The following is a 24,449-nucleotide window of genomic DNA, read 5'->3' on the forward strand; positions in this document are numbered from 1 at the left end:
TACTAAGATCCAAACCTGAATCTAACATCAGATTCAGGTCGGTACCAGAAAGGCGCAGGTGTCGAGTACCGCAGAACGGGTCACTCAGCGCGGCCGAGATACCCAGGCCGCAATCGATGCGGCCGCACGAACGGTGATCGCGCGCAAGGGAATTCTGGCTACCACCATCGCTGACATCGCCGCCGAGTCCGGCCGTTCGGCGGCGTCGTTCTACAACTACTACGACTCCAAAGAGGCGATGGTGCGCCAATGGGCGCTGCGCTTCCGCGACGAGGCGAACGAGCGCGCTCTGCCGGCAATGCAGCATGGCCTGTCCAACCGCGAACGCGCGCAACAGGCCGCCGCAGCACACTGGCACACCTACCGTCATCGGCTCGCGGAGATGATCAGCGTGTCCCAGTTGGCGATGATCAACGACGACTTCGCGCAGTACTGGGCCGAGATGTGCTCGATCCCAATCTCTTTCATCGCCGAATCGGTCAGACGGGCTCAGGCCGAGGGCTACGGGGACGGCGATGACCCGCTGCTGCTGGCGGAGGCGATCGTGGCGATGTTCAACCAGTTCTGCCACATCCAGCTCAGCCGGTCTTCCCGCAACGGCGAGCAACCCGACGATCAGGCCTGCATTCAGACGCTGGCCAACATCTATTACCGCGCCATCTACAGCAAGGAGGATCGGCCTTGACCGAGATAGTCCAGGAATTCGTCGGGCTGCCGTCGCGCACCGCTGGCCGGGCGGGCGCCGGCGGGCATCCGTGCCAGGGGCTCTACCACCGCGCCAAGGGGCACCTGCCCAAGGTGGCGATGATCGCCACGCACTATCAGATCGATTTCTCCGAGCACTACATCGCCGACTACATGGCTGAGCGCGGCATTGGTTTCTTGGGTTGGAACACCCGATTCCGCGGCTTCGAAAGCAGTTTTCTACTGGACCATGCGCTGGTCGACATCGGTGAAGGCGTGCGCTGGCTGCGCGACGTCGCCGACGTGGAAACGGTTATTCTGCTGGGTAATTCGGGTGGTGGATCATTGATGTCGGCCTACCAGTCACAGGCGGTGGACCCGAACGTCACACCGCTGGAAGGCATGCGGCCCGCCGACGGCATCACCGAACTGCCGGCCGCGGACGGCTACGTGGCGACCGCCGCCCACCCCGGGCGTCCGGATGTGCTGACTGCCTGGATGGACGGTGCCGTCATCGACGAAATCGACCCTGTCGCAACCGATCCCGATTTGGACCTGTTCAACGAGCAAAATGGACCACCGTTCTCCCCCGAGTTTGTGCAGCGCTACCGGGCGGCGCAGCAGGCGCGCAACCACGCCATCACCGATTGGGCCGAGGCAGAGCTCAAACGTGTTCGCGCCGCAGGCTTTTCCGATCGGCCATTTTCCGTGATGCGCACGTGGGCCGATCCGCGCATGGTCGACCCGAGTATCGAACCCACGAAACGGGAGGCGAATTCGTGCTACGCGGGCGTTCCGAAAAAGGCGAATCGCTCGGCGCAGGGTATCGCCGCGGCGTGCACGCTGCGCAATTGGCTGGGCATGTGGAGTCTGCGGGTCGCCCAGACGCGGGGCGAGCCACACCTGAGCCGCATCACCTGCCCGGCCCTGGTGATCAACGCCGAGGCCGATACCGGCGTCTTCCCGTCAGACGCCCGTCGCATCTACGACGCGCTGGCCGGCACCGACAAGACACAGGCTGCGATCGATACCGACCACTACTTCACCACCCCGGGCGCGCGGGACGAGCAGGCCGACACCATCGCCGACTGGATCGGCCAACGGTGGGCGTGACGCCATAACAGGCCCACCTACCGGCCCCCGTGGTGCATCAACCGACCGATTGTTAGCTTGGAAAGTGCTTGGCCGAAACAACCCCGATGCATGGGAAGGCGACCAGTGCCGATCGCGATTACCCCCGAACATCAAGACCTTGCCGATTCGGTGCGGTCCCTGGTGGCGCGGGTAGCACCATCAGAAGTGCTGCACGCGGCGTTGGAGACGCCGGTGAGTAACCCGCCGCCCTACTGGCAGGCAGCCTCCGACCAGGGTCTGCAGGGCGTGCATCTTGCCGAGTCGGTCGGTGGCCAGGGTTTCGGCATCCTTGAACTGGCCATCGTGCTGGCCGAGTTCGGCTACGGCGCGGTACCCGGGCCGTTCGTGCCGTCGGCGATCGCCAGTGCCCTGATCTCCGCGCATGACCCCGAGGCGAAGGTGCTCGCCGAACTCGCCTCCGGAGCGGCCATCGCCGCCTACGCGTTGGACTCCGGGCTGACGGCCACCCGCCAAGGTGACGTCCTGGTGGTTCGCGGCGAAGTTCGCGCGGTTCCGTCCGCCGCCCAGGCCTCGATCCTGGTGCTGCCGGTGGCTATCGACAGCCGCGAAGAGTGGGTGGTGCTGCGCGCCGAGCAGCTCGAGATCGAACCTGTCACCAGCGTCGATCCGTTACGACCGGTGGCACACGTGAGGGCCAATGCCGTCGAGGTCGGTGACGACGTCGTGTTGGACAACCTGAGCATGACGGCCGCCCACGCGCTGATGACGACCCTGCTGTCCGCAGAGGCGATCGGCGTGGCGCGCTGGGCAACCGACACCGCGTCCGGCTACGCGAAGATCCGCGAACAGTTCGGCCGGCCGATCGGCCAGTTCCAGGCCATCAAACACAAGTGCGCCGAGATGATGGCCGACACCGAACGGGCCACGGCTGCGGTCTGGGACGCGGCGCGTGCCTTGGACGAGACGAGCGAGCACGTCGAATTCGCCGCCGCGGTGGCGGCGACCCTGGCGCCGGCGGCCGCGCAGCGGTGCACCCAGGACTGCATCCAGGTACACGGCGGCATCGGCTTCACCTGGGAGCATGACACGAACGTGTACTACCGACGGGCGCTGCTACTGGCCGCCTGCTTCGGCCGTCATTCGGAGTACCCGCAGCGGGTGGTGCGCACCGCGACGACCACCGGGATGCGCGCGGTGGACATCGACCTGGACCCCGAAACAGAGAAGTTGCGCTCTGAGATCCGGGCAGAGGTGACCGCCTTCAAGGACATGGATCGCCACGAACGCACGGTCGCGATCGCCGAGACCGGCTGGGTGCTGCCCTACCTGCCCAAACCCTGGGGTCGGGCGTCCAGTCCCGTGGAGCAGGTGATCATCTCTCAAGAGTTCACCACCGGACGGGTTAAGCGACCGCAGATGGGCATCGCGGCATGGATCATCCCGTCGATCGTCGCCTTCGGCAGTGACGAGCAGCAGCAGCGGTTCTTGCCGCCGACATTCCGCGGCGAAATGGTCTGGTGCCAGCTGTTCTCCGAGCCAGGTGCGGGATCCGACCTGGCCGGGTTGTCGACCAAGGCGACGAAGGTCGATGGCGGTTGGCGCATCACCGGTCAGAAGATCTGGACAACCGCCGCGCAGTACTCCCAGTGGGGCGCGTTACTGGCGCGCACCGACCCGAGCGCTCCGAAACACAATGGCATCACCTATTTCCTCCTCGACATGAAGAGCGAAGGCGTGACGGTCAAGCCGCTGCGTGAGCTCACCGGCCAGGAGTTTTTCAACACCGTCTACATCGACGACGTGTTCGTGCCCGATGAGTACGTGCTGGGCGAGGTCAACCGGGGCTGGGAGGTCAGCCGCAACACCCTTACCGCCGAACGGGTTTCGATCGGTGGCAGCGACCTGAACTTCCTGGCGAGCCTGCCCGCGTTCGTCGAGTTCGTGCGGGACGGCCATTTCGACCAGGTCGCGCGGCACCGCGCCGGCCAGCTGATCGCCGAGGGCCACGCCGCCAAAGTGCTCAATTTGCGCTCGACGTTGCTGACCCTCGCCGGTGGCGACGCCATGCCCTCGGCGGCGATCTCCAAATTGCTCTCGATGCGCACCGGCCAGGGGTACGCGGAGTTCGCGGTGTCCTCCTTCGGCACCGATGCCGTGATCGGCGACCCGGCACAGCCGCCAGGCAAATGGGGCGACTACCTGCTCTCCAGCCGGGCCACCACGATCTACGGCGGCACCTCGGAAGTGCAGCTCAACATCATCGCCGAGCGGCTGCTCGGACTACCCCGCGACCCCTAGCGAGGTTGCGCTTCCCCAAGATCGGGCTGGTTCACCACCACGGGCGCCACCACGGTCGGTGATCCCAGCCCCCGTTACCCCAACCACCTCCCCAACCGCCGTGGCCCCAGCCGCCATTACCCCAACCACCGTGGCCCCAGCCGCCGTGGCCTGGTCCGCCATGACCCCATCCGCCGCCATGACCCGGTCCGCCGTGCCCGCCACGGACCGGAACTATGTGAGGTCCTGCCGTTTCGACGCTGGTGACTGGACCGGGTGGCGTGGCCTGCGCCATCGGAGCACCGAACAACATCGCTGACGCGACTGCGCCGGCACCCGCCGCGACCGTCGCCGCGATGCGCGCTGAATGCAATACAGACATTGGAACTCCCTCGGAGGTTCTCAACTGACAATTCCAATGCTATTCGCGAGCGCCAAATTCAACCATGAAAATTGCATCCAATTTTGCTGTATAAATGATGCAGATCACGCAAATACTGATGCGGTTTACACCGTTCAGTAAGTCACCATCACCAGCGATTATGCGGAAGTACTGAGATACTGAAACCTACTTACGCAATTCAGTAGCGAAAGTCTTCAACCCGTTCGAAATGCTGAAGGAATTCCGCCGCCCGAGTTGACTCTCCTATTTGCGCACAGCAACTGCCAAGGTATGGAACATACGCTGGCGCAACGACTGGCCCGCGTGAGAAAGGTCGCCGCATGAGCATCGAGTCAGGCCACGTGGCGCCAACCGGAGACGGGGCGCCGACCGAGCGGTTTGCCAGCTTTCGTCAGTCGCACCCGCAACCGCAACCGATGCGCCAACAGACAGACTTGAACTCATCGCCGATCCCTCCGGCGCTTCACCAGACCCCGCGCACTCAGCGAACCCGGCGGACCGTAGACCTGCCGGTGGCTACGCACCGGGCTCTGGACCGTTGGCAGCGCGACGCAGCCGATCACTTGGGTGTCGCCCGGGTGACGGGCCAAGAGGTGATCACCGCGCTGATCGATCAACTTCTGGTGGATCCAAGACTGGGTGCCCAGATCACCCGAGTGATCCAGGCACGACGGTCGGCAGGCTAGGCGGGCACGGGCCTACTCGGCCTCGTCCTTTGACTCGCCGCCCTTCGCGTCATCCTTGGCTTCACCCTTTTCCTGCTCCTCGGCCAGGTCCTTGGCCTTATCCTTCGCCTTCTCCTTGTCCTCGATGTCGAGCTCACGCAGCTCGCGCTTGAGGATCTTGCCGGTGGGGTTACGGGGGAGTTCGTCGAGGAAGATGACCTCGCGCGGCACCTTGTACCGGGCCAGCTCGTCCTTCACGTGGTTCTTGAGAGTGGCCTCGTCGACGTCGGAGCCTTCCTTCTTGACCACAAAGGCGCGCAACCGGTGGCCCCATTCCTTGTCCTCGACACCGAGCGCGGTGGCCTCCACCACGTCGGGATGCCCGCTGAGGCAATCCTCGACCTCGGCCGGGAAAACGTTCTCCCCGCCGGACACGATCATCTCGTCGTCACGCCCGCTGACGTACAGCAAGCCGTCCTCGTCGAAATAGCCAACGTCGCCCGAAGACATCAGGCCGTCGATGATCTGCTTGTGGCCGCCCCCGGTGTAGCCCTCGAAGGGGAACGCGTTGCCCACGAAGATCCGGCCGACTTCGCCCTGCGGCTTCTCCTTGCCGTTGTCGTCCAGAATCTTGACCTTGACGCCCTTGACCACAGGTCCCACGGTTGCCGCATTCTTCTGCAGATCTTGGGGTCCCGCGATGGTGGCGAACGCGATCTCGGTGGAGCCGTACATGTTGTAGATGACCGGTCCGAAATCCTTGAGCGCGCGCGTGGCCAACTCGGCACCCAATTGCGAGCCGGACACAAAGATGATTTTCAGGTTGGACAGGTCGGGCTTCTTGTCCATCTTCTCGATCGCATCGAGAAGTCGGGACAACATCACCGGCACCACCACCATGGCGGTCGCCTTGTGCTTCTCGAGGTCTTCCAACACGAGCGGCGGCTTGAACTTACGCCGCAGCACCAGCGTCGAGCCTAGAAAATGGCCGATCGTGGCGTGTAGGTAGCCGAGCGCATGGAACATCGGCGCCGGCAGTGAGGTGATCTCGTTGGCCTTGAACGGCACATGTGACAGGATGCCGCCGACCGGGGCCAGGGTTGGCGGGGTGCTGCGGTTGGCGCCCTTGGGCGTACCGGTGGTTCCGCTGGTCAGGATGATGATCGAGGCGTGCTTGCTGGGCTTGGGCGCAGGTTCTTTACTGCTGCGCTTGATCAGGTCAGCGAGCGTCTCGTCCTTACTGCCCGAATCTTCGTCGCTGTCCGGGTTGGTGCCCAGCGCGCGCAGAAATCCCAGATCCGGCTTGGCCTTGCTGACCACCTTGGTGTACTCGTCGTCGTAGATGATCACCTTGGCGCCTTCGCGCTCGGACACCTCTTTGACCTGCGGGCCCGAGAATTCACTGTTCAGCAGGATGATGCGGGCACCGGCACGGGCCGCACCGTAGTTGGCAATGACGAACCACCGGGTGTTGCGGGCCAGGATGGCTACCCCGTCGCCGCCCTTGACGCCCATCTCAACTAGGCCATTCGCCACCGCGTGGGCCGCCTCATCGAGTTCCTTGAAGGTGAACTCGCCGTCTTCGTCGATGACCGCGGCTCGATCCGGAGTGCGTCTGGCGTTCAGCGACGGCAACATGCCGAATTCGCCCCACTTCGCGATGTCCGTTGCCATCGCGGCGGTTTTCAGCGGCGACTCGATCTTGAACGCGCCTGCTTCGAAGATCTTGCGCACGTAGTGCAGTTCGGCGGCGCCACGTTCGACGTACTGCTGAATCTTCGCGGGGATCTGCCCGGGCAGGTCACTGAGGTTAGGCATAAACCTCACCATATGTGACGGGCGTCGCAGCGCAGCCAGGAGGTTTGCAGAGAATTACCATTGAGTCCTATGAGCGGTCCGGTGTCGCTGGAGGTGGCCGGCCGCGAGGTCGCCGTCACCCATCCCGACAAGATCGTCTTCCCCGGGTACGACGGTCAGCCCGGGCACACCAAACTCGATCTGATCCGGTACTACCTGGCCGTCGCCGACGGCGCGCTGCGCGGTGTGGCCGACCGCCCGATGATTCTCAAGCGGTTCGTCAAGGGCATCACCGAAGAGGCGATTTTCCAGAAGCGCGCCCCGGCCAAGCGCCCGGACTGGGTGGCGGTGGCCAAGCTGCAATACGCCTCAGGTACCTCCGCCGAGGAAGCCGTGATCCACGACCCCGCCGGGCTCGCCTGGGTGATCAACCTCGGCTGCGTCGACCTCAACCCACATCCGGTGCGCGCCGACGACCTCGATCACCCGGACGAGTTGCGCGTCGACCTGGACCCGATGCCCGGGGTCGACTGGGGGCGCATCATCGACGTCGCAATGGTGGCCCGCGAGGTACTTGAAGACAACGGACTGACCGCGTGGCCGAAGACGTCGGGTTCGCGGGGTTTTCACATCTATGCCCGCATCGCCCCCAACTGGCCGTTCACCAAGGTGCGCCTCGCGGCGCAAGCCGTTGCCCGCGAGGTCGAGCGGCGGGCACCCGGCCTGGCGACCAGCCGGTGGTGGAAGGAAGAACGCGGCGAGGAAGTGTTCGTCGATTTCAACCAGAACGCCAAGGACCGCACGGTCGCATCGGCCTACTCGGTGCGGGCGACCCCGGACGCCCGGGTCTCCACTCCCCTGCTCTGGGACGAGGTGTCCGGTTGCCGGCCGGAGAAGTTCACCATCGCCACCGTCCCGGGCCGATTCGCCGACGTCGGCGATCCATGGGCCGGCATGGACGATGCCACCGGCAGCCTCGATCAGCTGCTCGCACTGGCCGACGAACTGGGCCCACCCGAGCGTGCGCCCAAGGGCGCCAAGAAGAGTCCCGACGGCAGACGACAGTCGGTGATGCCCCTGATCGAAGTCGCCCGCACCAAGACCAAGGACGAGGCCATGGCCGCGCTACAAACCTGGCGTGACCGCTACCCCGCCGTCGCCGACCGACTGCAGCCCGCCGACATCCTGGTCGACGGAATGCGCGGACCCAGCTCGATCTGGTACCGGATCCGGATCAACCTGCAACACGTGCCTGCCGGGCAACGACCGCCACAAGAGGAATTGATCGCCGACTACTCGCCCTGGGAGGGCTACTCACCTCGCGAGGGAAACAAGTCTCGACCTCGGAACTGACGGGCCGGTAACGCACGCGATACTCTCACGCTGTGCAACAAGGATGGAGCCGGCGAGGATTCTTGCAGGTAGCCGGAGCCGCGGGATTGCTGGCGACCGGGGCCGCGGGGGCTGTGACGGCATGCTCCAAGCCGAAGCCGGCACCGGGCACCGCCGGCGGCGGGGCGGTGACGGTGACCCATCTGTTCGGTCAGACGGTCATACCGGAGCCACCCAAGCGGGTTGTCAGCGCCGGCTACACCGAGCAGGACGATTTGCTCGCCCTCGACGTGATGCCCATCGCGGTGACCAACTGGTTCGGCGACCAGCCGTTCGCGGTGTGGCCCTGGGCGCAATCCAAACTCGGTGGGGCACAACCGGTTCTACTCAGTCTGGACAACGGGATCCAAATCGATCAGATCGCCGGTCTTAAGCCAGATCTGATTGTCGCGACGAACGCCGGCCTGGACGCTGACACCTACCAGAAGCTCTCGGCCATCGCCCCGACCATCGCGCAATCCGACGGCGACGCGTTCTTCGAGCCCTGGAAAGACCAGGCCACCAAGATCGGTCAGGCGGTGTTCAAGGCCGACCAGATGAAGTCGCTGGTCGACTCCGTCGATAAGAGGTTCACCGAGGTCGCCCAGAGAAATCCCCAGTGGAAGGGCAAGAAGGCGCTGCTGATGCAGGGCCGGCTGTGGCAGGGCACGGTGATCGCCACCGCCGCGGGCTGGCGGACTGACTTCTTGAACCAGATGGGCCTGGTCATCACCGACAGCATCAAGTCCTACGCCACCGATCACCGCGCGGTGATCCCCCGCGACCACATCAAAGAGGTGCTCGATTCCGCCGATGTGGTGATCTGGCAGACAGAGAGCCCCGAAGACGAGCAGGCGCTGCTCGCTGACCCCGAGGTGGCGGGTTCGCAGGCGACCGCACAGAAGCGCCACATCTTCACAACGAAGGATCTGGCCGGCGCGATCGCCTTCGCTTCGCCGCTGAGCTATCCACTGGTGGCGAACCAATTGCCAGCGCAGATTGGCCCGATCCTAGGCTGATCAGGCCTAGCCGGCGCTTGCTTGAGCGTTTGCTAAGGCAGCTCTGGCAGTGCTCGAAGGTTCCTCGCCAGTCCGCTAGTGCCGGGCTACCGTGAACTATGAGCGTGACGGAGATCACCGACTTGGCATGCAGCGTCATTGATTACGGGGACCAGGCGCTGATGCTGCAATGCGACAGCACTGAAGAGGTGCTGGCGTGTGCGGATGCGCTGAAGGCGGCGCAATTACCCGGCGTGGTCGACGTCGTTCCCGCCTCGGCCACGGTGCTGGTCAAACTGGATGGGCCCCGCTTTCAGGGGGTGACTCGCCAGCGCCTGCGCAAGTTACGGGTTACCCCGGGCGCTCCCGGACTCGAAGTTGCTGACGCTTCGGCGGACACCGTCATTGTCGACGTCGTCTACGACGGGCCCGACCTGGCCGAGGTTGCCGACCGCACCGGCCTGAGCACCGCGCAGGTGATCCACGCGCACACCAGCACCCGTTGGCGGGTCGGATTCAGTGGATTCGCGCCCGGTTTCGCGTATCTGATCGGCGGCGACGAGCGGCTTCGAGTGCCACGCCGTTCGGAACCACGGACCTCGGTGCCGGCCGGATCGGTAGGTCTGGCCGGCGAATTCAGCGCGGTATATCCGCGCCAGTCCCCGGGCGGGTGGCAGCTCATCGGCCACACCGACGCGGTGCTGTGGGACATCGACCGCCCTGACCCCGCGCTGCTCACCCAGGGCATGTGGGTCCAGTTCCGGGCCGTATGAGGAGACCGGCGATGACGACGCTGGAGATTCTGCGCAGTGGACCGTTAGCCGTCGTCCAGGACCTCGGCCGCCCCGGCTTGGCCCACCTCGGCGTCGGCAGGTCCGGCGCCGCCGACCGTCGTTCCCACACGCTGGCCAACCGACTCGTCGCCAACCCTGCCGATCGCGCCACCGTCGAAGTGACATTCGGGGGTTTCGCGGCCCGAGTCCGCGGCGGCGACGTCGACATCGCGGTGACGGGCGCGGACGCCAACCCCAGCGTCAGCGGAACCATGTTCGGCACCAACAGCATTCAGCGGGTTCGGGACGGTCAGGTGCTATCCCTGGGTACCCCGCGGGCCGGGCTGCGCTCGTACCTGGCGGTACGCGGCGGCCTGTGCGTCACGCCGGTACTCGGCTCACGCAGCTACGACGTGATGTCGGCAATCGGGCCACTGCCACTGCAACCCGGCGATGTGCTGCCGGTGGGTGAACACAGCGACGAGTACCCCGAACTCGACCAAGCCCCGGTCGCCGCGATCGACACGCACCTGGTCGAGCTACAGGTCATTGCGGGACCGCGCGACGACTGGCTGGCAGATCCCGACGCCTTGGTGCATACCACCTGGATGGCCTCCGACCGTAGCGACCGAGTGGGTATGCGATTGGAGGGCCGGCCGCTGCGGCACCGCTGGCCCGATCGACAGCTGCCCAGCGAGGGCGCAACGCGGGGCGCAATCCAGGTGCCGCCCAACGGTTTACCGGTGATCCTGGGACCCGATCACCCAATCACGGGCGGTTACCCGGTGGCCGGCGTAGTGATCGATGAGGACATCGACAAGGTCGCCCAGGTGCGACCGGGCCAACAAGTACGACTGCATTGGTCCCGCCCCAGAAAGCCCCGGTAACCAAAGCCTGGTAGACAAAGATCGTGCACACCGCGCGCCTGGTCCACACCGCGGATCTCGACAGCGACACTCTCACGCGCATCTGCCGGATGGTCACGACGGCCTTCGCCGGCGACTTCGCCGACACCGACTGGGAACACGCCCTCGGCGGCATGCACGCGCTCATCTGGCACCATGGCGCGATCATCGCGCACGCCGCGGTGGTGCAGCGACGGCTGGTCTACCAGGGCAGTGCGCTGCGCTGCGGCTACGTCGAAGGTGTTGCGGTGCGCGAAGATTGGCGCGGAAAGGGACTGGTACGGGCGCTACTGGACGGCGTCGAGCAGGTGATGCGCGGCGCCTACCAGGTCGGCGCACTCAGCTCGTCGACCCAGGCCCGCGGACTCTACGCTGCCCGCGGCTGGACGCCGTGGCTCGGACCGACGTCGGTGCTCGCTCCCGAGGGCCCTACCCGCACGCCAGATGACGACGGGTCGGTGTTCGTCCTTCCGGTGAGTGTGAACCTGGACACTTCGGCGGAGCTGACGTGCGACTGGCGCGACGGAGACGTCTGGTAAACCGTCTCACAGCACCCCTGGTGGTGCGGTGATCGAAAGTTCACTCCCGGGTCACTGCTTGAAGCGCTCGGGCAACAAAGGATTCGTAACGTGATCGGTGGCTAAGCCGAATACGTTAGGAGTCTTCATGATTGCCGAGTGGGCCAGATCACACAGGGGCCGTTCGCACGTGATTTCGGACTGGGACCCCGAAGATGTCGTGGCGTGGGAGGCCGGGAACAAGAAGGTCGCCCGGCGCAACCTGATCTGGTCGGTTGCCGCGGAGCACATCGGGTTCTCCGTCTGGTCCATCTGGTCGGTGATGGTGCTTTTCATGCCCGCCTCGGTGTACGGCTTCTCCGCCGGCGATAAGTTTCTGCTGGGCGCCACCGCGACGTTGGTCGGTGGCTGCCTGCGGTTTCCCTACACGTTTGCCACCGCAAAATTCGGCGGACGCAATTGGACGATATTTTCGGCTATGGTACTGCTGATTCCGACCATCGGCAGCATGCTCCTCCTTGCCAATCCCGGTTTGCCACTGTGGCCTTACCTGGTGTGCGCGGCGCTTGCCGGACTTGGTGGTGGCAACTTCGCGTCGTCCATGACGAACATCAACGCCTTCTACCCGCAGCGACTCAAGGGCTCGGCGTTGGCCCTCAACGCCGGCGGCGGCAACCTCGGAGTGCCGATGATCCAGCTGATCGGCCTGCTGGTGATCGCGACGGTCGGCGACCGCCAGCCCTACTGGGTTTGCGCCGTCTACCTGGTGCTGTTGGCCGTCGCCGGCATCGGCGCGGCGCTCTATATGGACAACCTGAAGCAGTACCGCATCGAGTTGAACACGATGCGCGCGGTGCTGGCCGAGAAGCACACCTGGGTGATCTCGCTGCTGTACATCGGCACCTTCGGTTCGTTCATCGGCTTCTCTTTCGCATTCGGCCAGGTGCTGCAGATCAACTTCATCGCCGGGGGTCAGAGCACCGGGCAGGCAGCGCTACACGCCGCCCAGATCGCCTTCCTGGGACCATTATTGGGATCCGCGTCACGTGTGTACGGCGGCCGCCTGGCGGACCGTATCGGCGGCGGCCGCGTCACCCTGGCCGCGTTCTGCGCCATGATCTTGGCGGCTGGAATACTGGTCTCTGCAAGCACTTTCGGTGATCACCACCATGGCCCCGCGCCGGCCGCCACGATGATCGGCTATATCGCCGGGTTCGTCGCGCTGTTCATCCTGTCCGGAATCGGCAATGGCTCTGTGTACAAGATGATTCCGTCGATATTCGAGGCACGCAGCCACTCGCTACCGGTTAGCGAGGCCGAGCGGCGACAGTGGTCACGGTCCATGTCCGGCGCCTTGATCGGATTCGCCGGGGCCATCGGCGCACTGGGCGGCGTGGGCGTCAATCTCGCTCTGCGCCAGTCATATCTGACCAGTGGCACCGCGACGTCAGCGTTCTGGGTATTCGTCGGGTTCTACGTCGGCGCATCCTTACTGACTTGGGCGATCTACGTGCGCAAGCCGCTAGCGGCGACCAACCACCTGCCGGACAGTGCCGCGCCGGCCGGCCTGGCCTACGTCTAGACTGCCAGCGACCTACCAGACAACTGGAATTCAACTTTCAGCCGATATCGGCCCTGCTGAGTTGACTGCCGCCCTGCTCGATGTGAGCATCGAAACAGACAGCGGCGCAAGCCTCTTCACTTAAATGTGGCCACCGACACACCCCGCACGAATGTGACGAAAACCCAGGTGAGGGCAATGCAGCAGCAATGCTAGGTAACGAAGTGGAAATCTCGAGGGCATATAAAGGTGTTATGGCTCAGCCATCGTCTGCGCCACTAACTGGCTACCGGATAGCAGTGACATCAGCCCGCCGTTCGGAGGAGCTGTGTGCACTGCTACGTCGTCATGGAGCCGAAATCTTCGCCGCCCCGGCGATCAACATGATCTCACTGCCTGACGATGATGAACTGCACAGCAATACCGAAGCTTTGATCGCCGATTCGCCGGACATTCTCATCGCTCACACCGGGATCGGGTTTCGGGGCTGGGTGGCCGCGGCCGAGGGCTGGGGTTTGGCCACCGAACTCATGGAGTCCCTGTCGTCGGCGCGGGTGATTTCCCGTGGCCCCAAAGCGACTGGCGCACTGCGTGCCGCCGGCCTGCGCGAGGAGTGGTCGCCCGAGTCGGAGTCTTCACAGGAAGTCCTGGAGTATCTGCTCGAGGGCGACGTGGCCGGTAAGCGCATCGCTATTCAGTTGCACGGCGCCGCCGACGGCTGGGATCCGTTTCCGGAATTCCTCGCTGCACTCAGTGACGCGGGTGCCGAGGTGGTTCCGATCCGGGTATACCGTTGGACACCAACGCCATTGGGTGGCGAATTCGACCAACTGGTCACGGGGATCGGTCGACGACAGTTCGACGCCGTGAGCTTCACGTCGGCACCCGCGGCCGTAGCGGTATTGGAACGCAGCCGCGAACTCGACATCGAAGACCAGGTGCTGGAAGCTTTGCGCTCCGGCGTGCATGCCATGTGTGTCGGCCCGGTGACGTCACGGCCACTGATTCGCCGCGGCATCCCGACGTCCGCGCCGCAGCGAATGCGGTTGGGGGCCTTGGCCCGGCACATCGCCGAAGAACTCCCGTTGCTGGGTTCCTGCAGCGTCAAAGCTGCCGGGCACCTGATCGACATTCGGGGCACCTGCGTCCTAGTCGACGGTTCGGTCAAGACGGTTTCGGGGTCGGGCATGGCGATTCTGCGCGCATTGACGCAACGCCCGGGTGACGTTGTGGGCCGCGCCGAGCTACTCCGCGTGCTGCCCGGCAACGGCGACGACACGCACGCGGTGGACACCGCCGTGCTGCGACTGCGAACAGCTCTGGGCGACAAGAACATCGTCGCCACGGTAGTCAAGCGCGGATACCGGCTGGCCCTCGACAGCGATCCGGACGGCGGGCCTGACACGGAGCACGAGATCGCATGAGCCTGATCTTGACCGCGCACGGCACACGCCGCGCGGCGGGTATCGCAATGATCGGCGACCTTGCCGCCCGGGTGAGTGAACTACTGGACCGCAACGTCCAGGTCGCATTCGTCGACGTGTTGGGACCCACGCCCAGCGACATACTTTCGAGCCTGCCCATCGGTCGGCAGGATTGCCCGCCTGCAATCGTGGTGCCGGCCTTTCTATCTCGCGGGTACCACGTCCGCGCCGATCTGCCGGCACACATCGCGGCCAGCGGGCACCCGAACGTGAGCACCACGCCCGCTTTGGGACCCGGTCCGGAGATCGCCCAGATCCTGCGGCAGCGACTAGCGGAATCCGGTCTAAGAGCACGCGATTCGGTCATTCTTGCGGCGGCCGGCACCTCAGATCGCCGGGCCCGAGCGGATTTACACCACGCGGCGGTGCTGTTGTCGGCGCTGACGGGATCGCGGGTTGACTTGAGTTTCGTCTCGGCCGCCATCTCCAACGAGATTCCGGATGTGCGCCAAGCCGTCGCCGACGCCCGTCGGCGCGGCGCGAAGCGGGTCGCGGTCGCCTCTTACCTACTGGCCGACGGTCTTTTCCAGCAGCGGCTGCACGATTGCGGCGCGGATCTGGTGACGCAACCGCTCGGTACTCATCCTGGGTTGGCGCGCTTGGTGGCCAGCCGATTTCGCCGAGCGATCCTACCTTCGCGTCCGGCCATCAAAGTGGTTTGCCGATAAGGCACGCCGACACCGGCAACACTTGATCTTTGGTGATATCCAGGCAATCCTGGCTACATGGCGCGCAACGAAGAGCCCCAACGTGGGCTCCTCGACCCAGTAGCGAAGATGCTACGTTTGCCATTCGGCACACCGGAGTTCATCGACCGGATCGTTACCGGAAGCGTTAATCAGGTAGGCCGTCGAACGCTCTACGTGCTGATCACCACCTGGGATGCGGCGGCGGGCGGCCCTTTTGCCGCCAGTGCGATCGCATCCACCGGAATGGCCAAGACCGCCGAGGTGGTCCAGTCCATGTTCGTCGGGCCGGTCTTCAACCCGCTGCTGCGGATGTTGGGTGCTGACAAGGTCGCCATCAGGGCGTCGCTGTGCGCCTCGCAACTGGTGGGACTGGGCATCATGCGCTACGGAGTCCGCTCCGAACCAATGCACTCGATGACGGTGGACCAGTTGGTCGACGCAATCGGCCCGACTATGCAGCGTTACCTCGTCGGCAAGATCGACTGAGCTGGCTTTATGGCCGCGTCATATAGCGGTTAAGCAGCCATCCGCGCGGCGAACCGGCCAACCTGAATGCGACCGTCAGCGGTCACCCGCACCGGGTACACCGGCACCGACACGTTTTCATCGTCGAGGCAAGTACCGTCATCCAGCGCGAAAGCCTGCTTGAGGATCGGTGATTGGACCGTCGCACGGCCGGCCCGGTCGCCGACGATCCCGCGGGACAACACCGCAGCGCCGGAGAACGGATCAACGTTGCCGACCGCGCGCACCGAGCCGTCGTCGAGCCGGAACAACGCCGCCTGGCAACCGTCGTCGAGCATCACGCCGACGCCACGTCCGGGAATCAGGTGGTCGTATGCGCAGGCGGTGGTCCATGCCTGAATGTGGTTGAGAAGTGTCATTTCTTCTTTCCTCCCTGTTGCTCGGATAAGGCGTGCGGTCTAGGACCGGACTCGCGGGATGCCAATGGGAACCGGCACTTTTCTGCCGGCACGTTCGGTAAAGGTCACTGTCGGATCGACGGCGTCAGGCGCGTTGACGAAGGAAACGAACCGGGACAGCTTGTCCGGGTCCTCCAACACGCCCTTCCATTCGCACTGGTAGTTGTCCACGTGGCGCTCCATCGCAGCCTCGAACTCCTCGGCCAGGCCCAGCGAGTCCTCGCAAACGACCTCGCGTATGTGGTCCAGACCCAGCGTTTCCACCCATGGCGCGGTGCGCTGCAGCCGGTCGGCGGTGCGGATGTAATACATCAGGAACCGGTCGATGTAGCGGACCAGCGTCGCGGAGTCCAGGTCGCTGGCCATCAGCAGCGCATGCTTGGGGGTCATGCCGCCGTTACCCCCGACGTAGAGGTTCCAGCCCTTTTCGGTGGCGATGATGCCTACGTCCTTGCCGCGCGCCTCGGCGCACTCGCGCGCACAACCCGAGACACCCAGCTTGATCTTGTGCGGTGCCCGCAGGCCGCGGTAGCGCAATTCCAGGTCGATGGCCAACTGCACCGAATCTTGTTGCCCGTAGCGGCACCAGTCGCTGCCGACACAGCTCTTCACCGTGCGCAGGGCCTTGCCGTAAGCGTGGCCCGATTCCATCCCGGCGTCGACCAGTCGCTTCCAGATCGCCGGCAGCTGGTCCACTCGCGCGCCGAACATATCGATCCGCTGGCCGCCGGTGATCTTGGTGTAGAGCCCGAAGTCCTGGGCGATCTGACCGATCAGGATCAGGTGCTCGGGCTTGATGTCACCGCCAGGAACCCGCGGCACCACCGAATAGCTGCCGTTCTTCTGAATGTTGGCCAGGAAGTGGTCATTGGAGTCCTGCAGCGAAGCCTGCTCGCCCTCCAGGATGTGCTCCGAACCCGTCGACGCGAGGATCGAGGCCACCACGGGTTTGCAGATATCGCAACCTTTTCCGTGGCCGAAGCGCTCCAGCAGGCCGGAGAAGGTGCGGATCTCGGTCGCCGAGATGATCTGGAAGAGCTCAGCCCGCGACTGGCCGAAGTGCTCACACAACGCCTTTGACTGCTTCACCCCCTCGGCTTCCAGTAGTTGCTTGAGCAACGGCACACACGACCCGCACGATGTCCCCGCCGTGGTGCACGCTTTCAGCGCCGGAACGTCGCCGCAGCCGTCGGCGATGGCGCACTTCAAGTCACCTTTGGTGACGTTGTTGCAGGAACAGATCTGCGCCGAATCCGGCAGCGCCCCAATACCTAACGCACCCGCGCCGTCCCCAGATCCGGCAGGTGCGATGAGCGCCAACGGATCTCCGGGCAGTTCGCTGCCGACCATGGGGCGCAACACCCCGTACGACGACGCATCGCCGACCAACACCCCGCCGAGCAGTGTCTTGGCGTCGTCGGAAAGCACCAGTTTCGCGTAAGTGCGGTTCACCGCGTCGTTGACGGCGACCTCGAGGCAGTTATCAGTGGTCCCCATTGCGTCGCCGAAGCTGGCAACGTCCACGCCCAGCAACTTGAGCTTGGTGGACAGGTCGGCTTCAGGGAATTCCGCGACGCCGTCAAGCAGTCGGTCGGCCACCACTTCGGCACTGGTGTAACCGGGCCCAACCAGGCCGTAGCACTTCCCGTCGATCGCGGCCACCTCGCCGATCGCATAGATGTCGGGATCGCTGGTGCGGCAGGCTAAATCGGTGAGTACTCCGCCCCGAGGAGCAACGTCGAGGCCCGCCGCGCGCGCCAATGCATCCCGTGGCCGGATACCCGCCGCAAAGATCACCACTCCGGCATCGATGGTGTTGCCGTCGCTCAGGCTAACCCGCACCGATTCGGTGCCGTCCGAATGTGCAACCGACTCAATCGATTCGGTGCCGGTTCCGACGTGGATAGCGATGCCCAGGTCCGAAATCATCCTGGCCAGCAGCGCACCGCCGGCCTCGTCGATCTGCTGTGCCATCAACCGCGGCATCATCTCGACAACGTGCGTCGGTAATCCGAACTGGCTCAACGCATTGGCGGCTTCCAAACCCAACAGGCCGCCGCCGATCACGACGCCGGCGAGCGCGTGCCCCGATTCCTGGGCACGCTGCGCGCCGGCGCGGATGGCGTCGAGATCGTCGAGCGTGCGGTAAACGTGGCACATCGGCAACTCGTGACCGGTCACCGGCGGGACGAAAGCGTAAGACCCGGTGGATAGCACCAGCGAGTCATACGGGTGGCGCTGTCCGTCGGTGGTCACCACAGTCTTTGTCGCCCGGTCGATTTCGGCGACGCGGGTGTTCAGCAGCAACTGCACCTGCTCGTCGCCGACGTAGTCGTTGCCGGGAAGCGCGAGCAGACTGCGGTTCCAGCTTTCGGTGTATGAGGTGAGGCCGACACGGTCGTAGGCCGCATCGGCCTCCTCGGCGAGCACGGTGATGCGCCACGAACCACTGGTGTCACGGGCGCGTAGCGCTTCGACGAACCGATGGCCCACCATGCCGTGGCCGATCACGACAACGCGACCGACGGCAGCGCGCGCGGGAGTACTTCCGGCTGAGGACATGTCACGAGCCTACGAACGCGATGTTGCCGAAAATGACGCGAAATGTGACGCGTGCATCACGCCGTGCTCACAGCTGAAAAGTGTCTGTGTGACGAAGTTCGCTCTGGGCGAACGCCCAGGTGGAACTTCAGCGTAGGAGACTCAAGTTCTATCGGATAGCCGACCGACCCAGCGTCGGGCACAGCTAACTCACAACGAAGAAGAAGGAGTTGTCCATGAGTAATCTCGCAATGTGGTCGCGTCCGTCGTGGGACACCGACCGGTGGCTCGCCCGTGTTTCAAGTGACTTTTTCGGTCCCGCCGCGGCGGACTGGCAAAAGCCTGTGAGCAGCGGATTCAACCCAGCGGCCGAGGTCGTGAAGGACGGCGATGACGCGGTGGTGCGGCTAGAGCTCCCCGGCGTCGATGTGGCGAAGGACGTCAACGTCGAGGTCGACAAGGGCCGCCTGGTCATCCATGGCGAACACCGTGACGCCCTCGCCGAGCAGGAAGAAGGGGACAAGAAGAGCCGGTCGCTGCGGGAGATCCGTTACGGCTCGTTCCGCCGGTCGTTCCAACTGCCCGCGCACGTCACCAGCGATGCGATCGCGGCGTCCTACGACGCGGGCGTGCTGACCGTCCGGGTCGCCGGTGCCTATGCGGGCGCGCAGGCCCAGCGCATCGAGATCACCAACTAGGCGCGACCACGCGAACAGCCGCAAAAGTCCCGGCACGCACGGCGTGTCGCGGGCTTTTGCGGCTGCTCGGCATCACTGCCAGCGGCCCAGGATCTCCTTGGCCCGCGCGGACAACGCAAACTGCAGGAACGGCCCGAAGCTGACCCGCGCAACACCGAGCGGGCCGAATGACGCCGGGTCGTCCTGGTCCGGCAACGCGATCGCGTTGACCGGCAGTGGCAACTCAGATGTCAACCGCTGCAACGTTTCCGGACTGTGACGTCCCACCGGGTAGAGAACATCGGCGCCTGCTGCGGCAGCCTCGGCCAGCCTCACCACGGCCCGCTCGACCCGGTCCGACTCGTCACCGTCTTTGCGAATGAAGAGGTCGGTGCGAGCGTTGATCACCACATGCACCCCGGACGCCTCGGCCGCGGACCGTAACTCGGCGACGAGTTCGGCGTGCTCGCCGACCGAGCGCAGTCGCCCGCCTTCGGAGTGAATGGTGTCCTCGATGTTGCAGCCGACCACACCCACTTCGAGCAGTCCGTCGATGAGGCGCGGCGCAGGTAGTCCGTAGCCCGATTCGATGTCCAGCGATACCGGCACGTCAACCGACGCGGTGATCTGGGCGACCCGGGTCAGGGCCTCGTCGAACGACAGGCCCTCCTTATCGGGTTTCCCGACCGAATCAGCGAGCGGATGGCTGCCCACCGTCAGCGCGACAAAGCCGGCATCGACCGCCAATCGAGCCGACCAGGCGTCCCACACCGTTGGCAGAATGACCGGGCTCCCCGGTTGATGCAGGGCCAGAAACGCCGCAGCGCGTTCGGGCAGACCAGGTTCGTACGGCATGGCGGCAATGCTTTCTGTTGCAATCCGATGGCGGGACACGACTCACCCGACGCTCGGGTGAAACAGCGGATAGTATCGGCTGAGTATTGTGATTTGTAACACCTTCAGCCCAGGGAGCATCGATTGTCCACGACCACCGAAATCGCCGAACTCCACAACCTCATGAGGGGCCTGCGGCGGTGCGTGGCCTCACTGAAGTCGCGATACGGAGACAACCCGGCCACACGCCGCATCATCATCGACGCTGACCGTATCCTCAGCGATATCCAATTACTGGACACTGATGTTGCCGAATTAGACCTCGCCCGTGCGACTGTGCACCACTCCGGTGAGAAGATCGCGATCCCAGATGGCGAGTACGACAGCGACTTCTGGCGCGACGTCGACGACGAGGGTGTCGGGGGTCACAACCGGTCTTGACAGCGCCGCCCGACACAATGACGGGTGTGCTTTCTGTGTAACCTTCGAACTACAGCCCGTTCGAAGAGGAACACCATAAATGAGCGCACCAACGGCGAGTAGCCGTTCTGAGTCTGGCGTTTTTTCACCAACCCGCGCTGAAATCGCGCAGAAGACGCTTCGCACCGACAAGTGGTGGCTGCAGCCGCTGCGGATCAACTTGGGGTTCGCCGCATTTCTGATCTACGCCACGGCGCGCGGATTGCAGAAGGAATACTTCTACGTCCCCCAGTACCACTACCTGACGCCGTTCTACTCGCCGTGCATGGCCAAGGCCTGCGGTGAGGCCAGCGAATTCTGGCCGCAGATTCTGCCGGACTGGTGGTTCGTGCCGTATGCGGCGTTGACGCTGCCGTTCCTGCTGCTATTCCGGCTCACCTGCTACTACTACCGCGGCGCCTATTACCGCACGGTGTGGCAGTCACCTACCGCCTGCGCCGTGGCCGAGCCCCGCGTGCACTACTCCGGCGAGACCAAGCTTCCCCTGATCATCCAGAACACGCACCGGTACTTCTTCTACATCGCCGGCCTCATCTCGATCATCAACACTTACGACGCGATCGTCGCGTTCCATTCCGGCGGCGAGCATGGTGGCTTCGGGTTCGGCCTGGGCAACATCATCCTGCTCGGCAACGTGATCATGCTGTGGATCTACACGCTGTCCTGCCACTCCTGCCGGCACGTGACCGGCGGACGGCTCAAGCACTTCTCCAAACACCCTGTGCGGTATTGGATCTGGACGCAGGTCAGCAGGATCAACACCAAGCACAAGATGTTCGCGTGGATCACGCTGGGCACGCTGATGCTGACCGACTTCTACGTGATGCTGGTAGCCAGCGGCACCATCTCCGACATCAGGTTCATCGGCAGCTGACCAGCCCGTCAGCTGCAAGAACGAATATCGAAAATTTGAGTGAGGTTTCATGGTTGAGGTCGAACGGCATGCCTACGACGTAGTCGTAATCGGCGCCGGCGGCGCGGGATTGCGTGCGGTCATCGAGGCGCGCGAACACGGCCTGAAGGTCGCGGTGGTGACCAAATCGCTTTTCGGCAAAGCGCATACGGTGATGGCCGAGGGTGGCTGCGCCGCCTCCATGGGTAACGCCAACCCGAAAGACAACTGGCAGACGCACTTTGGCGACACCATGCGCGGCGGCAAGTTCCTGAACAACTGGCGGATGGCCGAATTGCACGCCAAGGAAGCACCCGACCGGGTGTGGGAGCTGGAGACCTACGGCGCACTGTTCGACCGCACCAAAGACGGACGCATCAGCCAGCGCAACTTCGGCGGGCACACGTACCCACGGCTGGCGCATGTGGGCGACCGAACCGGCCTGGAGTTGATCCGCACCATGCAGCAGAAGATCGTTTCGCTGCAGCAGGAGGACTTCGCCGAATTCGGTGACTACGAAGCGCGAATCAGGGTGTTCGCCGAGTGCGCCATCACCGACTTGCTCAAAGACGGTGACGCGATCGCCGGGGCGTTCGGATACTGGCGCGAGAGCGGCAAGTTCGTCTTGTTCGAGGCGCCCGCGGTGGTGCTGGCCACGGGCGGGATCGGCAAGTCGTTCAAGGTGACCTCGAACTCCTGGGAGTACACCGGCGACGGGCACGCGCTCGCGCTGCGCGCCGGCGCCACGTTGATCAACATGGAGTTCATCCAGTTTCACCCGACGGGCATGGTGTGGCCGCTCAGTGTGAAGGGGATTCTGGTCACCGAAGGTGTCCGCGGTGACGGCGGAGTTTTGAAGAACTCCGAGGGAAAGCGCTTCATGTTCGGCTACATCCCGCCGGTGTTCAAAGGCCAGTACGCGGAGACCGAGGACGAGGCCGACCAGTGGCTCAAGGACAACGACTCGGCTCGCCGCACCCCGGACCTGCTGCCGCGTGACGAGGTCGCGCGCGCGATCAACTCCGAGGTCAAGGCCGGCCGCGGCACCCCGCACGGTGGGGTTTACCTCGACATCGCATCCCGGCTCACCCCCGAGGAAATCAAGCGGCGCCTGCCGTCGATGTACCACCAGTTCATGGAACTGGCGGAGGTCGACATCACCAAGGAAGCCATGGAAGTCGGGCCCACCTGTCACTACGTGATGGGCGGTGTGGAAGTCGACGCCGACACCGGCGCGGCCAAGGTCCCCGGGCTGTTCGCGGCGGGAGAATGCTCCGGCGGCATGCACGGGTCCAACCGGTTGGGCGGGAACTCACTGTCCGACCTGCTGGTCTTCGGCCGCCGCGCCGGACTGGGGGCTGCTGACTACGTGGGACGACTGAGCAACCGTCCGGCGGTCTCCCCCGAAGCGGTCGAGGCGGCCGCCGCGCTCGCTCTCAACCCCTTCGAAGGGCCGAAAGACGGTTCGGCGCCGGAGAATCCGTACGCCCTGCAGAGCGATCTGCAGCACGTGATGAACGACCTGGTGGGCATCATCCGCAAAGAGGAAGAGATCACCCAGGCGCTGTCGCACTTGCAGGAGCTCTGGACGCGCTACAAGAACGTGCAAGTCGAGGGCCAGCGGCGATACAACCCCGGTTGGAATCTGGCGATCGACCTGCGCAACATGCTGCTGGTCAGCGAATGTGTGGCCAAGGCCGCCCTGCAGCGCACCGAGAGCCGCGGCGGCCACACCCGCGACGACCACCCCGGCATGGACTCCGGCTGGCGCCAGACGCTGCTGGTGTGCCGGGAGTCAGACGGTTCGGACGACAGCGTCCACGTCAACATCACCCAGGAACCCCAGATACCGATGCGGCCCGACTTGCTCGAGCTCTTCAAAGTCTCTGAACTGGAGAAGTACTACACCGCTGACGAGCTGGCTGAGCACCCGGAACGGAGATCGTAATGGCGTACAACGCAAGCTTGCAGGTCTGGCGCGGCGATGAGAGCGGCGGCGACCTCGAGGACTTCACCGTCGAGGTCAACGAGGGCGAGGTGGTGCTCGACGTCATCCACCGCCTTCAGCAGACGCAGACGCCCGACCTGGCCGTGCGGTGGAACTGCAAGGCCGGCAAATGTGGATCCTGCTCTGCCGAGATCAACGGTCGGCCGCGCCTCATGTGCATGACCCGGATGTCGACCTTCGAGGAGAACGAGGTCGTCACCGTCACCCCGATCCGGACCTTCCCGGTGATCCGTGACCTGGTGACCGACGTGTCGTTCAACTACCAGAAGGCACGCGAGATCCCGTCGTTCACACCGCCCAAAGACCTGCAGCCCGGCGAATACCGGATGGCCCAGGTCGATGTGCAACGGTCGCAGGAGTTCCGTAAGTGCATTGAATGCTTCCTGTGCCAGAACGTCTGCCACGTGATCCGTGACCACGACGACAACAAAGAGGCGTTCGCCGGACCGCGTTTCCTGATGCGGATTGCTGAGCTCGACATGCATCCGCTCGACACGGTGGACCGGCAGAAACAAGCGCAAGAAGAGCATGGCCTGGGCTACTGCAACATCACCAAGTGCTGCACCGAGGTGTGCCCGGAGCACATCAAGATCACGGATAACGCGCTGATTCCGATGAAAGAGCGGGTCGCCGACCGCAAATACGACCCGATCGTGTGGTTGGGCAACAAGCTTTTCCGTCGTTAGGCACTCGTAACACCGGGTACCCGTTGGGTATGCGGGAAACAACCAGCGTCAATGAGATACGAACGGCGATCCGGGAGTTGTCCGTCCGCGCCGAGCTGGCGCACAAAGAGGGACGGCACGACGACGCGGCCGAAGTCGAGGGACGGATCGACGCCTACCGGAAACAACTGGGCGAGCGTCCCTGACGC

The 24,449-nt window shown here is 64.4% G+C and carries 24 protein-coding genes; 19 read left to right on the forward strand and 5 right to left on the reverse strand.

Annotation, left to right across the window (positions count from 1 at the left end; translation table 11 throughout):
• The first annotated feature begins 58 nt into the window (after positions 1 to 58).
• The 3 genes from ACZY1I_RS11820 to ACZY1I_RS11830 all read left to right on the forward strand — a co-directional run bounded on the left by ACZY1I_RS11820 (position 59) and on the right by ACZY1I_RS11830 (position 4,077).
• On the forward strand, positions 59 to 685 hold the full coding sequence (locus tag ACZY1I_RS11820; protein ID WP_463754582.1) for a TetR/AcrR family transcriptional regulator: 627 nt from the start codon (positions 59 to 61) through the stop codon (positions 683 to 685).
• On the forward strand, positions 682 to 1,797 hold the full coding sequence (locus tag ACZY1I_RS11825) for an alpha/beta hydrolase family protein (protein ID WP_463754583.1): 1,116 nt from the start codon (positions 682 to 684) through the stop codon (positions 1,795 to 1,797). Before ACZY1I_RS11820 ends, ACZY1I_RS11825 begins: the two co-directional genes overlap by 4 nt.
• A gap of 105 nt (positions 1,798 to 1,902) precedes the next feature.
• Entirely contained in the window at positions 1,903 to 4,077 is a 2,175-nt protein-coding gene (locus ACZY1I_RS11830; protein WP_463754584.1) for an acyl-CoA dehydrogenase, read from the forward strand.
• Positions 4,078 to 4,108: 31 nt separating this feature from the next.
• Here the strand turns inward: ACZY1I_RS11830 and ACZY1I_RS11835 are convergent, their stop codons facing one another.
• Positions 4,109 to 4,438: a hypothetical protein gene (locus ACZY1I_RS11835; RefSeq protein ID WP_463754585.1), complete on the reverse strand. Its 330-nt coding sequence runs from the start codon at positions 4,436 to 4,438 to the stop codon at positions 4,109 to 4,111.
• 341 nt (positions 4,439 to 4,779) lie between these two features.
• On the opposite strand from ACZY1I_RS11835, the gene ACZY1I_RS11840 reads away from it, so the two are divergent.
• Positions 4,780 to 5,145, forward strand: coding sequence for an ATPase (locus tag ACZY1I_RS11840; protein ID WP_463754587.1), 366 nt, complete (start codon positions 4,780 to 4,782; stop codon positions 5,143 to 5,145).
• Positions 5,146 to 5,157: 12 nt separating this feature from the next.
• Here ACZY1I_RS11840 and fadD2 read toward each other — a convergent pair whose 3' ends face one another.
• Positions 5,158 to 6,942 (reverse strand): long-chain-fatty-acid--CoA ligase FadD2, encoded by a 1,785-nt coding sequence (gene fadD2 / locus ACZY1I_RS11845; RefSeq protein WP_463754588.1) that lies wholly within the window; start codon positions 6,940 to 6,942, stop codon positions 5,158 to 5,160.
• Positions 6,943 to 7,002: 60 nt separating this feature from the next.
• Here fadD2 and ACZY1I_RS11850 point away from each other — a divergent pair, with 60 nt between their 5' ends.
• The 9 genes from ACZY1I_RS11850 to ACZY1I_RS11890 all read left to right on the forward strand — a co-directional run bounded on the left by ACZY1I_RS11850 (position 7,003) and on the right by ACZY1I_RS11890 (position 15,706).
• Positions 7,003 to 8,274 carry a DNA polymerase domain-containing protein gene (locus ACZY1I_RS11850; RefSeq protein WP_463754589.1) on the forward strand — a complete coding sequence of 424 codons (1,272 nt, stop codon included), beginning with the start codon at positions 7,003 to 7,005 and terminating at the stop codon, positions 8,272 to 8,274.
• Positions 8,275 to 8,306: 32 nt separating this feature from the next.
• On the forward strand, positions 8,307 to 9,311 hold the full coding sequence (locus ACZY1I_RS11855) for an ABC transporter substrate-binding protein (protein ID WP_463754590.1): 1,005 nt from the start codon (positions 8,307 to 8,309) through the stop codon (positions 9,309 to 9,311).
• A gap of 98 nt (positions 9,312 to 9,409) precedes the next feature.
• Positions 9,410 to 10,063, forward strand: coding sequence for a 5-oxoprolinase subunit B family protein (locus tag ACZY1I_RS11860; protein ID WP_463754591.1), 654 nt, complete (start codon positions 9,410 to 9,412; stop codon positions 10,061 to 10,063).
• Positions 10,064 to 10,074: 11 nt separating this feature from the next.
• Positions 10,075 to 10,950, forward strand: coding sequence for a 5-oxoprolinase/urea amidolyase family protein (locus tag ACZY1I_RS11865; protein ID WP_463754592.1), 876 nt, complete (start codon positions 10,075 to 10,077; stop codon positions 10,948 to 10,950).
• Between the two features lie 20 nt (positions 10,951 to 10,970).
• On the forward strand, positions 10,971 to 11,507 hold the full coding sequence (locus ACZY1I_RS11870) for a GNAT family N-acetyltransferase (protein WP_463755097.1): 537 nt from the start codon (positions 10,971 to 10,973) through the stop codon (positions 11,505 to 11,507).
• 127 nt (positions 11,508 to 11,634) lie between these two features.
• Positions 11,635 to 13,068 carry a nitrate/nitrite transporter gene (locus tag ACZY1I_RS11875; RefSeq protein WP_463754593.1) on the forward strand — a complete coding sequence of 478 codons (1,434 nt, stop codon included), beginning with the start codon at positions 11,635 to 11,637 and terminating at the stop codon, positions 13,066 to 13,068.
• 233 nt (positions 13,069 to 13,301) lie between these two features.
• A complete protein-coding gene (locus ACZY1I_RS11880; protein WP_463754594.1) occupies positions 13,302 to 14,471 on the forward strand; it encodes a uroporphyrinogen-III synthase in 1,170 nt (389 codons plus the stop codon).
• Positions 14,468 to 15,199 carry a sirohydrochlorin chelatase gene (locus ACZY1I_RS11885; RefSeq protein ID WP_463754595.1) on the forward strand — a complete coding sequence of 244 codons (732 nt, stop codon included), beginning with the start codon at positions 14,468 to 14,470 and terminating at the stop codon, positions 15,197 to 15,199. Before ACZY1I_RS11880 ends, ACZY1I_RS11885 begins: the two co-directional genes overlap by 4 nt.
• A 57-nt stretch (positions 15,200 to 15,256) precedes the next feature.
• Positions 15,257 to 15,706, forward strand: a complete 450-nt coding sequence (locus tag ACZY1I_RS11890) for a TetR/AcrR family transcriptional regulator (protein WP_463754596.1) — start codon at positions 15,257 to 15,259, stop codon at positions 15,704 to 15,706.
• A 29-nt stretch (positions 15,707 to 15,735) separates the two neighbouring features.
• Here ACZY1I_RS11890 and nirD read toward each other — a convergent pair whose 3' ends face one another.
• On the reverse strand, positions 15,736 to 16,104 hold the full coding sequence (nirD, locus tag ACZY1I_RS11895) for a nitrite reductase small subunit NirD (RefSeq protein ID WP_463754597.1): 369 nt from the start codon (positions 16,102 to 16,104) through the stop codon (positions 15,736 to 15,738).
• A 39-nt stretch (positions 16,105 to 16,143) separates the two neighbouring features.
• Complete coding sequence (nirB, locus tag ACZY1I_RS11900; protein WP_463754598.1) at positions 16,144 to 18,705, reverse strand: nitrite reductase large subunit NirB; 2,562 nt, start codon at positions 18,703 to 18,705, stop codon at positions 16,144 to 16,146.
• Positions 18,706 to 18,920: 215 nt separating this feature from the next.
• Between nirB and ACZY1I_RS11905 the strand changes: the two genes are divergently transcribed.
• A complete protein-coding gene (locus ACZY1I_RS11905) occupies positions 18,921 to 19,382 on the forward strand; it encodes an Hsp20/alpha crystallin family protein (RefSeq protein WP_463754599.1) in 462 nt (153 codons plus the stop codon).
• Between the two features lie 72 nt (positions 19,383 to 19,454).
• Here ACZY1I_RS11905 and ACZY1I_RS11910 read toward each other — a convergent pair whose 3' ends face one another.
• Positions 19,455 to 20,216: an isocitrate lyase/PEP mutase family protein gene (locus tag ACZY1I_RS11910; protein WP_463754600.1), complete on the reverse strand. Its 762-nt coding sequence runs from the start codon at positions 20,214 to 20,216 to the stop codon at positions 19,455 to 19,457.
• Between the two features lie 123 nt (positions 20,217 to 20,339).
• Between ACZY1I_RS11910 and ACZY1I_RS11915 the strand changes: the two genes are divergently transcribed.
• The 5 genes from ACZY1I_RS11915 to ACZY1I_RS11935 all read left to right on the forward strand — a co-directional run bounded on the left by ACZY1I_RS11915 (position 20,340) and on the right by ACZY1I_RS11935 (position 24,446).
• Positions 20,340 to 20,636 (forward strand): hypothetical protein, encoded by a 297-nt coding sequence (locus tag ACZY1I_RS11915; RefSeq protein ID WP_463754601.1) that lies wholly within the window; start codon positions 20,340 to 20,342, stop codon positions 20,634 to 20,636.
• Positions 20,637 to 20,715: 79 nt separating this feature from the next.
• The gene (locus tag ACZY1I_RS11920; RefSeq protein WP_463754602.1) at positions 20,716 to 21,549 is read left to right on the forward strand and encodes a hypothetical protein; all 834 of its coding nucleotides are present in this window, start codon (positions 20,716 to 20,718) and stop codon (positions 21,547 to 21,549) included.
• A gap of 49 nt (positions 21,550 to 21,598) precedes the next feature.
• A complete protein-coding gene (locus tag ACZY1I_RS11925) occupies positions 21,599 to 23,515 on the forward strand; it encodes a fumarate reductase/succinate dehydrogenase flavoprotein subunit (protein ID WP_463754603.1) in 1,917 nt (638 codons plus the stop codon).
• On the forward strand, positions 23,515 to 24,261 hold the full coding sequence (locus ACZY1I_RS11930; RefSeq protein ID WP_463754605.1) for a succinate dehydrogenase/fumarate reductase iron-sulfur subunit: 747 nt from the start codon (positions 23,515 to 23,517) through the stop codon (positions 24,259 to 24,261). Before ACZY1I_RS11925 ends, ACZY1I_RS11930 begins: the two co-directional genes overlap by 1 nt.
• Positions 24,262 to 24,290: 29 nt before the next feature.
• Positions 24,291 to 24,446: a hypothetical protein gene (locus tag ACZY1I_RS11935; protein ID WP_463754606.1), complete on the forward strand. Its 156-nt coding sequence runs from the start codon at positions 24,291 to 24,293 to the stop codon at positions 24,444 to 24,446.
• Positions 24,447 to 24,449: the final 3 nt, after the last annotated feature.

The organism is Mycobacterium sp. IDUB_37, assembly GCF_055419245.1.